At 61.4% G+C, this 9,722-nt stretch carries 4 protein-coding genes; 2 read left to right on the top strand and 2 right to left on the bottom strand.

Annotation, left to right across the window (positions count from 1 at the left end):
• Positions 1-48 precede the first annotated feature (48 nt).
• The gene (locus Q0341_RS05770; RefSeq protein ID WP_299511156.1) at positions 49-1,218 is read left to right on the top strand and encodes a class I SAM-dependent methyltransferase; all 1,170 of its coding nucleotides are present in this window, start codon (positions 49-51) and stop codon (positions 1,216-1,218) included.
• Positions 1,219-1,233: 15 nt separating this feature from the next.
• On the opposite strand, the gene Q0341_RS05765 is transcribed toward Q0341_RS05770, so the two are convergent.
• Positions 1,234-7,677 carry an excinuclease ABC subunit UvrA gene (locus Q0341_RS05765; protein WP_299511154.1) on the bottom strand — a complete coding sequence of 2,148 codons (6,444 nt, stop codon included), beginning with the start codon at positions 7,675-7,677 and terminating at the stop codon, positions 1,234-1,236.
• 182 nt (positions 7,678-7,859) lie between these two features.
• Here Q0341_RS05765 and Q0341_RS05760 point away from each other — a divergent pair, with 182 nt between their 5' ends.
• Entirely contained in the window at positions 7,860-9,362 is a 1,503-nt protein-coding gene (locus Q0341_RS05760) for a DUF294 nucleotidyltransferase-like domain-containing protein (protein ID WP_299511152.1), read from the top strand.
• A gap of 12 nt (positions 9,363-9,374) precedes the next feature.
• On the opposite strand, the gene Q0341_RS05755 is transcribed toward Q0341_RS05760, so the two are convergent.
• A partial coding sequence (locus Q0341_RS05755; protein WP_299511150.1) for an exonuclease domain-containing protein occupies positions 9,375-9,722 on the bottom strand: 348 nt, incomplete at its 5' end.

Raw genomic sequence — 9,722 nt, 5'->3', positions numbered from 1 at the left:
CATCGCGGCCCATGCCGCGATGCTTACCTCCACCGACTGGACTTGCGCATGATCGCCCCTTCCCTTTTGACCTGGTCTGAAAAAGACACCACACGCTCCGCCATTTGGCGTTCCGACCAAGTCATGCCCAAACAAGTGGTGCTGGCCGATGACACCATGACCGCCGACACGGCCTACCGCCTGGCCTGCGCGGGCACGGGCTTGCTCTGGCGCAGCGATTTTCAAAATGCGCGGCAAATGTTGCAAGCGTTGACACGGCGCATCGACAAACCCAAAAAGGTGCGCGTTAAAAAATCCGATGACGCAGCGCCAGCCCTGCCAGGCGCAGCTTTCCACACCCATCGACAAGCCCAAGCCCAACGCACCCGGATCTTGAGCCAGGTTTTGATTGAGTTGAACAGCGACTACGGCATTGACCTGCGCCGCGCGCCCGATGCCAAAGCGGCCTGCCTGCAAGCCTTTGGCCCCACCAACGGCCAGTCCTCGGTCGTCTCACTGCGCAGCCTGCAAGGGGCGATTGGCGCATTCGAGTGGCGCAAAAACGGGGTCGAGGTGCCCGCCATGGGCGAGGCCTTGCGCATTTACCCACACTACGGCGTTTTTTCTCCGGTGCGGGGCGAGTACGTGGAGTTGGTGGCCAAAGCCCCTTGGCCAGAAGCCATGGCGACACACCCGGTGGCGTTTGACATTGGCGTGGGCACCGGTGTGTTGTCTGCCGTACTGTCCCGCCGCGGTGCCAAGCAAGTGGTCGGCACCGACCTGTCAGAACGCGCTTTGGCTTGTGCCCTCGACAATTTGCAACGCTTGGGCCTGCAAAACCAGGTCCAACTGGTTCAAACCCACCTGTACCCCGAAGGTCAAGCTGCCGTGGTGGTCTGCAACCCCCCTTGGTTGCCCGCACGGCCCACCACCTTGCTGGAGCAAGCCGTCTACGACGAAGGCAGCCAGATGCTCAAGGGCTTTTTGGCAGGCTTGCCAGCCCACCTGTGCGAAGGCGGCGAGGGCTGGCTGATTTTGTCCGACTTGGCCGAACACCTGGGCCTGCGCAGCCGCGATGCCTTGCTGGGCTGGATCACCGACGCGGGCCTTCAGGTGCTGGACCGCTTGGACGTGAAACCGGTGCACGCCAAAGCGCAAGACGCCAGCGACCCGCTGCACGCGGCACGCTCGGCCGAAGTCACCTCTTTGTGGCGATTGGGTGTGGCTGCGGCAGGCTGACACCACCCCACAGCCTCACACCCGCGCCAACACCGGCCCCAACGCCACCCCCGTGTGGGTGCCCAAGATCACCAAGGCCTCAGGTGTCATGGCGGCCACAATGCGCCCTCCGGCGTTGCCGCCTTCAGGCCCCAAGTCAATCACCCAGTCGGCTTCGGCGATCACATCCAGGTCGTGCTCGATCACGATCACACTGTGACCGGCATTCACCAAACGGTGGAGCACGCTGATGAGTTTGTCCACGTCGGCCATGTGCAGGCCCACGGTGGGTTCGTCCAGCACATACAGCGTGTGCGGCGCTTTGTTGCCGCGCTTGCCCACTTCGTCGCGCACCTTGGTCAGCTCGGTCACCAACTTGATGCGCTGCGCTTCACCACCGCTCAGGGTCGGTGAAGGCTGGCCCAAGGTCAGGTAACCCAGGCCCACGTCTTTGAGCAACTGCAAGGGGTGGGCGATGCTGGGCATGGTGGCAAAGAAGCCCACGGCCTCGTCGACTTCCATTTGCAACACGTCGCCAATGCTTTTGCCGCGCCAAGTCACCGCCAGAGTTTCGGGGTTGAAACGCGCACCCCGGCAGGTCTCGCAATGCACTTTCACGTCGGGCAAAAAGCTCATCTCGATGGTACGCATGCCTTGGCCCTCGCAGCTGGGGCAGCGGCCTTCGCCGGTGTTGAAGCTGAAACGCCCGGCAGCGTAACCTCGGGCTTTGGCCTCCAAGGTTTCGGCAAACAGCTTGCGGATCGTGTCCCAAAAGCCGATGTAGGTGGCGGGGCAAGAGCGCGGTGTTTTGCCGATCGGGGTTTGGTCCACTTCGAGCACGCGGTCGATGGTTTCAAAACCCTGCACATCTGAACAAGCACTCAGCGCGACGCGATGACCGGCGTCTTGTGCGGTGCGGCCTGCAAAGGTGGAGCGCTGGCCGACCAGGGCTTGCACGTTGGCCAGCAACACATCGCGGGCCAGTGTGGATTTGCCGGAGCCGCTGACGCCTGTAACGGCCACCAAACGTTTGAGGGGCACTTGCACATCGACTTGACGCAGGTTGTGCAGGTTGGCACCGGTGAGTGTGAGCCACTGGGGGACGGGCGCCTCGTGTGTTTCTGCAATGGCTTCAGGCGCGGCCTTCTTTTTGCCTTTCACTTTGGTGGTGGCCTTTGCTGCGGTGATGGCGGCTTCGGTTGCAGTGACGACTTGCAAAGAATCGGGATCTGACCCCAATTGATTGAGCGGCGACGCCAATGTCTCGACATGGGGTGATGGGCTGGGCGACGATTTTGGCGTACCCCCGCCATATGAGGAGTCCAGCCCATTGCCCCATGTCGAGACTGCCACCTTTCTACGAGCCTGCATCGGATGCTTCATCGCGTGCAACAAATAGCGTCCGGTTTGTGAATCGGCAGAAGCAGTGATGTCGGCCACCGAGCCTTCGGCCACCAAGCGTCCGCCGCGTTTGCCAGCACTCGGGCCAATGTCGATGATGTGGTCGGCGCGGCGGATCGTGTCTTCGTCGTGCTCCACCACCACCAGCGTGTTGCCCTTGTCGCTGAGGCTTTGCAGGGCGTTGAGCAAAATTCGGTTGTCACGCGCATGCAAGCCAATGGTGGGTTCGTCCAGCACGTAGCAGACGCCTTGCAGATTGCTGCCCAACTGCGCAGCCAAGCGGATGCGCTGCGCCTCGCCGCCCGACAGCGTGGGCGCGCCCCGGTCGAGCGTGAGATAGCCCAGGCCCACTTCTTCTAAAAATTCCAAGCGACTCTTGATCTCGGGCACCAGGTCACGGGCGATGTCGGCATCGCGGCCGGTGAGATGCAGCTTGTCAACCCAGTGCCGCACATCGCTCACCGACAAGCTGGCGACGTCGGTGATGCGCCAGCCCTGGCCCAGCGCTGCACCCAGCCGCACGGCACGCGCCGTGGCGTTCAGACGGGTGCCTTCGCAGCTGGGGCAGGCCACGTTGGCCAAGTCTTCGATTTCGGGCTCGGCAAAAGTCTGCTCACGGCCTTTGTTCTTGTCGTCTTGCACCGAGTCGTCAAACACTTGGCGCTCGTCCTTGCTGAGCTTGACGCCCGTGCCTACGCAATCGGGACACCAGCCGTGTTTGCTGTTGTACGAAAACAAACGCGGATCGAGTTCCGCATACGAGGTGGAACACGCCGGGCATGCGCGCAGTGTCGAAAACACGCGGTGCTGGCCGATGCGGGCGGTAGATTCGCCGCTGAACATGGCTTCGCGCAGACCGTCCAGATCGCTCAACACATGCACCACGCCTTTGCCGTGCTCCAGTGTTTTGGTCAGGGCTTGGCGCAAGGCGGTTTCTTGGGCAGACGACACATCCAGGCTGGCCACGGGCAACTCGATGTTGTGCTCCTTGAAGCGGTCGATGCGCGGGAAACCTTGTGTGGGCAAAAAGTCGCCATCGACCCGCAGGTGGGTGTAGCCACGCGGACGGGCCCAATCGGCCAACTCGGTGTACACGCCCTTGCGGTTGACGACCAGCGGCGCCAGCAAGCCGATGTGCTGACCCTTGAACTGCGTCATGAGCTGCGCGATGATGCTGTCGGGTGTTTGCGGTTGCACAGGCGTGTTGTCGTGCACGCAATGCTGAATGCCCAGCTTCACGTACAGCAGTCGCAAAAAGTGCCAGACCTCGGTGGTGGTGCCCACGGTGGATTTGCGCCCACCGCGCGACAGCCGCTGCTCAATCGCCACGGTAGGCGGGATGCCATACACCGCATCGACCTCGGGGCGGCCTGCAGGCTGCACGATGGCGCGGGCATAAGCGTTCAGGCTTTCCAGATAGCGGCGCTGGCCTTCGTTGAACAGGATGTCAAAGGCCAGCGTGGACTTGCCCGAACCGCTCACGCCTGTGACCACGTTGAACTTACCGCGTGGAATGTCCACGCTCAGGTTCTTGAGGTTGTGCTCTTTGGCGTTGACGATCTGGATGTTGTTGTTCAACACGGGCGCGCGTTTGGCAGACATTGCAGGAGACCCTGAGGCCTCGCGACCCCGAACCTTCGCCAGCGAGGCTGCGGTGTCAGAGGGTGACGATTTTGGCGTACCCCCGCCGTATGAGGAACCCGCTGACACCGCAGCCTCGCCCCCACCAACGTACAAATCCGCACCCAAACGCTCAGCCACACCAAACACCTCCCCCATAGACTCGGCGTACTCACGCAACGCCAGCCCGGTGTGCGATGTCGCGTGTTGGCGCACATCTTCGGGCGTGCCCTCGGCCACGATCAAGCCCCCGGCATAACCACCCTCTGGCCCCAGATCGATCAACCAATCGCTGGCGCGGATCACATCCAGGTTGTGCTCGATCACTATGAGCGAATGCCCCGCTTCGAGCAACTTGCGCAAAGCCCGCATGAGCTTGGCGATGTCGTCAAAGTGCAGGCCGGTGGTCGGCTCGTCAAACAAAAACAACGTGCCTTTTCGGGCCAGGCTCTGACGGCTCTTTGAGGCGCTTTTGGCGGCTTCAGCCAAAAAGCCCGCGAGCTTGAGGCGCTGCGCCTCACCACCCGACAAGGTGGGCACCGGCTGGCCCAGGCGGACATACTCCAAACCCACATCGACAATCGGCTGCAAAGCACGGATCACGTCACGGTCTTGCGCGAACAAAGCCGCAGCTTCGCTCACGGTGAGCTGCAAAATGTCGGCCACATTGAGGTGGCGCACCGCACCGCCGATGGCTTGGCGCTCGATGGTGATTTCCAAAATCTCAGGACGGTAGCGCTTGCCATCGCAGTCGGGGCAACGCAAATACACGTCGCTCAAAAACTGCATTTCGACGTGCTCAAAACCCGAGCCGCCACAAGTGGGGCAGCGCCCGTCACCGCCGTTGAAGCTGAACTTGCTGGCGGTGTAGCCGCGCTGGCGCGACAGCGGCGCGGTCGCAAAAATCTCGCGAATCGCGTCCCACGCGCCCACATAACTCACCGGGTTGGAGCGGGCGGTTTTGCCAATCGGCGACTGGTCCACAAACACCACATCGCTCAGGTGGTCTGCGCCCAACAGGCGGTCGTGTGCGCCCGGGGTTTCGGTGGCTTTGCCAAAGTGGCGCATCAGTGCCGGGGCCAGCACGTCTTGAATCAAACTCGACTTGCCCGAACCACTGACACCGGTGATGGTGACCAAGCGCTGCAGCGGAAAGTCCACGCTGATGTTTTGCAAGTTGTGCTCGCGCGCACCTTCCAAAATCAATCGCGGCGTGCTGTCGCTCACCATGCGCTTGAAGCCCAAACCCACTTGTTTGCGGCCGCCAAGATAAGCGCCCGTCAGCGTGTCGGCATTGCGCAGGTCGGCAGTGGTGCCATCAAACACGATTTGCCCACCGCGCTCGCCGGGGCCGGGGCCCATGTCGATCATGCGGTCAGCCGCCATCATCACGGCCGGGTCGTGCTCGACCACCACAAGCGTGTTGCCAGCATCGCGCAGGCGGTGCATGGCCAAAGTGATGCGGTGCATGTCACGCGGGTGCAGGCCGATGCTGGGTTCGTCCAGCACAAACAGGGTGTTGACCAGGCTGGTGCCCAGGGCGGTGGTGAGGTTGATGCGTTGGACTTCGCCGCCGCTGAGGGTGCGGCTTTGGCGGTCGAGCGTGAGGTAGCCAATGCCCACGTCGCACAGGTATTTGAGGCGGGTGGTGATTTCTTCTAACAGCAGTTGCAGGGCTTTTTGTTCGGCACTTGGGCCTTGGGGTTTTGCCTGACTTGCTTCTGTGGTTTCTTCGGCGGTTCGGTCTGCATCAGAGCGGGGGGCGGGCTCCTCATACGGCGGGGGTACGCCCAAATCGTCGCCCGCCCCCCGCTCTGACGCAGACCTTGTGGTCGATCGGGCGTCTTGCGCCCTCTCTGTCGCTGCCTGTGCCTGTGCCCTAGTCTGCGCTTCTGCTTCTGCACCCACGGCTTCGGCCGGGGAAGGGCTGGGTGACGATTTTGGCGTACCCCAGCCGTATGAGGAGCCCAGCCCATCCCCAGCCGGAGCCTCCCCAAAATTGCTCAACAACCCAGCACCCAGGGACGCTTGCCCAGAAGCCGACACCCGGTCAAAGAACAAACGCAACCGGTCCAGCGGCATGATCATCATGTCGTGCAGGCTCAAACCCGGCAGCGCTTCAAGCTGCGCACGCGTCCACTTCACACCTGCGGGCATGAAACGCTGTGCCACTGGCAAGACCCCATCGGCATCCGTGTGGCTACCAATGCGCCACAACAAACTCTCGGTCTTCAAACGCGCCCCTTGGCAGGTCGGGCACTCGGTGTAACTGCGGTACTTGGACAAGAGCACCCGGATGTGCATCTTGTAGGCCTTGCTCTCGAGGTACTCAAAAAAGCGCTTCACGCCGTACCACTGGTGGTTCCAGCGGCCCTTCCATTCGGGCGAACCGTTGATGACCCAGTCCTGCTGCGCCTTGGTCAGCTTGTCCCAAGCCGTGTCGCGCGGAATGCCTGCGGCCTCGGCGTGACGCATCAGATCGTCCTGATTTTCTTGCCAGGCGGGTGTTTGCAGCGTCTTGATGGCCCCGGCGCGCAGCGTGAGCTTTGGGTTGGGAATCACCAAGCCGTAATCGACCCCGATCACGCGGCCAAAACCCCGACAGGTCTCGCACGCGCCCACGGCCGAGTTGAAGGAAAACATCGACGGGATCGGGTCGGTGTAACGCTGATCGCTGTCGGGGCAATGCAAGCCTGTCGAAAAGCGCCAGATGTCGAAGGCTGGCTCGGAAGAAGAATTGGGATCTGACCCCGATTTCTCTACATACACATTCAGGCGACCGCCGCGCTTCAGGGCCACTTCGATGGCTTCGACCGCGCGGGCTTTTTCGGCGGTGCCGATGCGAAAGCGGTCGGCGATCACGTCCAGCACCTTGCGCGGGCCGGTGGGGGTGGCCACTTCGCGTTCGGCCTGCACTTTGGTGAAGCCGCTGGCCGACAACCATTGCTCGACCTGCTCGGCGCTGGTGTTGGCGGGCATCTCTACGGGGAAGGTCAGGTACAAGCGCGGATCACCCGCTTGCGCGGCACGCTGGGCCAGTTCGGCATACACCGTGTCGGGGTTGTCGGTGCGCACGCTTTGCGCGGTGTCTTTGTCAAACAACTGGCCCAGACGCGCAAACAATAGCTTGAGGTGGTCGTTCAGCTCGGTCATGGTGCCCACGGTCGAGCGCGAACTGCGCACCGGGTTGGTCTGGTCGATCGCAATCGCCGGGGGCACGCCTTCGACCTTGTCCACTGACGGTTTGTCCATGCGGTCCAGAAACTGGCGGGCATAGGCGCTGAAGGTCTCCACATAGCGGCGCTGGCCCTCGGCATACAGCGTGTCAAACACCAAACTCGACTTGCCCGAGCCGCTGGGGCCGGTGACCACCGTCAACTCGCCGGTGCGAATGTCCAGATCGAGGTTTTTGAGGTTGTGCTGACGGGCACCACGGATGCGGATGAGACCTTGAGACATGGACGGGCTTTATGGGGTGGAGGCCAAACATTCTAGGGCCGCGCCCAATGCACCTAGACAAAGCCTGGCTTGCCCCTTTTTCTTGACCGGGATCATGAAAATTCTGCGTGATCATGCCCCTTCGGCACGACATCTGACAAAATGAAACAAGCTCGCTCAACACGCGAGAAGGGCTTTGAAAAATGTCAATTGCAAGCACCGATGGCCCCGCAACAAACGGCGGCAACCCACTGCAGGACTTGGCCCAAAAGCGCCCTGAATACGCGCCCTTATTGGGCGTACCCCTGCAAGCCTTGTTTCAAAACGAACCCATCACCTTGCCATTGACTGCCAGCGTGCGCGATGTGGCCCTCACCATGCGCAACCGCAGCGTCTCCTCGGTCATGCTGGTGCAAGAAGGCCAATTGGTGGGCCTGGTCACCGACCGTGACCTGCGCAACAAAGTGGTCGCCGAAGGCCTCGACCTGTCGCGTCCAGCAACCGACATCGCAAGCCTGAACCCCATGACCTTGGACCAGCGCAGCCCAGCCTTTGAGGCATTGCTGCTGATGACACGCCACAACATCCACCATCTGCCCGTGATGGACGGACAACAATTGGTGGGCATGGTCACCGCTTCCGACCTGATGCGTCAGCAAAGCACATCACCGGTGTATTTGGCGCGCGACATCCACCGACAAACCACGCTCGAGGGTCTGGTGTGCATCGGTCAACAGGTCAAGGCCTTGCAAAACCATTTGAGTGCAGCCAACACCAGCGCTTACAACACCGGGCACATCATCACCGCCATCACCGACGCGTTGACTTGTCGCCTGATTGCAATGGCCGAGGCGGAATTAGGCCCCCCACCCGTGCGCTATGTCTGGGTGGCGGCAGGCTCGCAAGGGCGTTGCGAACAAACCGCCAAGTCAGACCAAGACAACTGCATGATTTTGGACGACGCCTATGAGCCCAAATTGCACGGCGACTATTTCAAGACCTTGGCTCGCCGGGTCTGCGACGGCTTGGCAGCCTGCGGCTACATTCACTGCCCTGGAGAGATCATGGCGATGACGGACACATGGCGACAACCCCTGCACGTTTGGCGTCAATACTTTCAGCGCTGGACGGAGACACCCGACCCCAAAGCCTTGCTGATGAGTTCTGTGTTTTTTGACTTGCGGGCTATCCACGGACAGTTCGAATTGCTGCAGGTCTTGCGCCAAGAAGTCCTGTCGCGCACCCCAAATCAAAGCCTGTTTTTGGCGCATGTGGTGAACAACGCACTCAAGCAACGCCCCCCACTCAACTTGTTCGGCAACATCTCTCTGATGCGCGGCGGCGAGCATGCCGGGACGGTTGATCTGAAGCACCAAGGCATTGCGCCCATTGTGGACTTGGGGCGGATCTACGCATTGGCGGCTGGTTTGCACGAAGTCAACACGGGCGACCGCATTGAGACAGCATCGAAACTGGGCGAGCTGTCGGAGCAGGGTTCGCGCGATTTGCGCGACGCGCTTGCCTTCGTGTCCAGCCGACGCATCACTCACCAGACGCAACGCATGGAACAGGGCCTGGAACCTGACAACTTCCTGCGCTTGGAAGAGCTGTCAAATTTCGAACGCGACCATTTGCGCGATGCGTTCTCGGTCATCCAATCCCTGCAGGATGTATTGGGCCAGCGCTACCAATCTGGCCGATTTTGACAGCCCACCCGGTCAGTAAGTCAATCGGGCGTAATGGTTTTTTTGTGCCGCCTCGCGGGCCTGGCCCAAGGTGTGGATGCCCATCTCAGCCAATAGGGGAATCATGCGCAAAAACACCTCGGCCGTGACCATCGCGTCGCCCAAAGCGGTGTGACGGCCCAGCACGGTGATGTTCATGCGCTCGGCAATCGCCTCCAGTCGGTGCGAGGCTTGTTGCGGGTGGATCACGGCCGACAGCAGCAAGGTGTCGAGCACCGGCTGGTCAAAGCGCAGGCCGGTGCTGGCCTCTTTGATCTGCAAAAACTTCATGTCAAAAGCGGCGTTGTGCGCCACCAGCACCGTGTCGCGGGCGTAAGCATG

It is taken from the genome of uncultured Limnohabitans sp., assembly GCF_937889215.1.
Lineage (GTDB): Bacteria > Pseudomonadota > Gammaproteobacteria > Burkholderiales > Burkholderiaceae_C > Limnohabitans_A.
The sequence above is the reverse complement of the archived record's forward strand: the minus strand, read 5'-3'. Positions and strand labels throughout refer to the sequence as shown.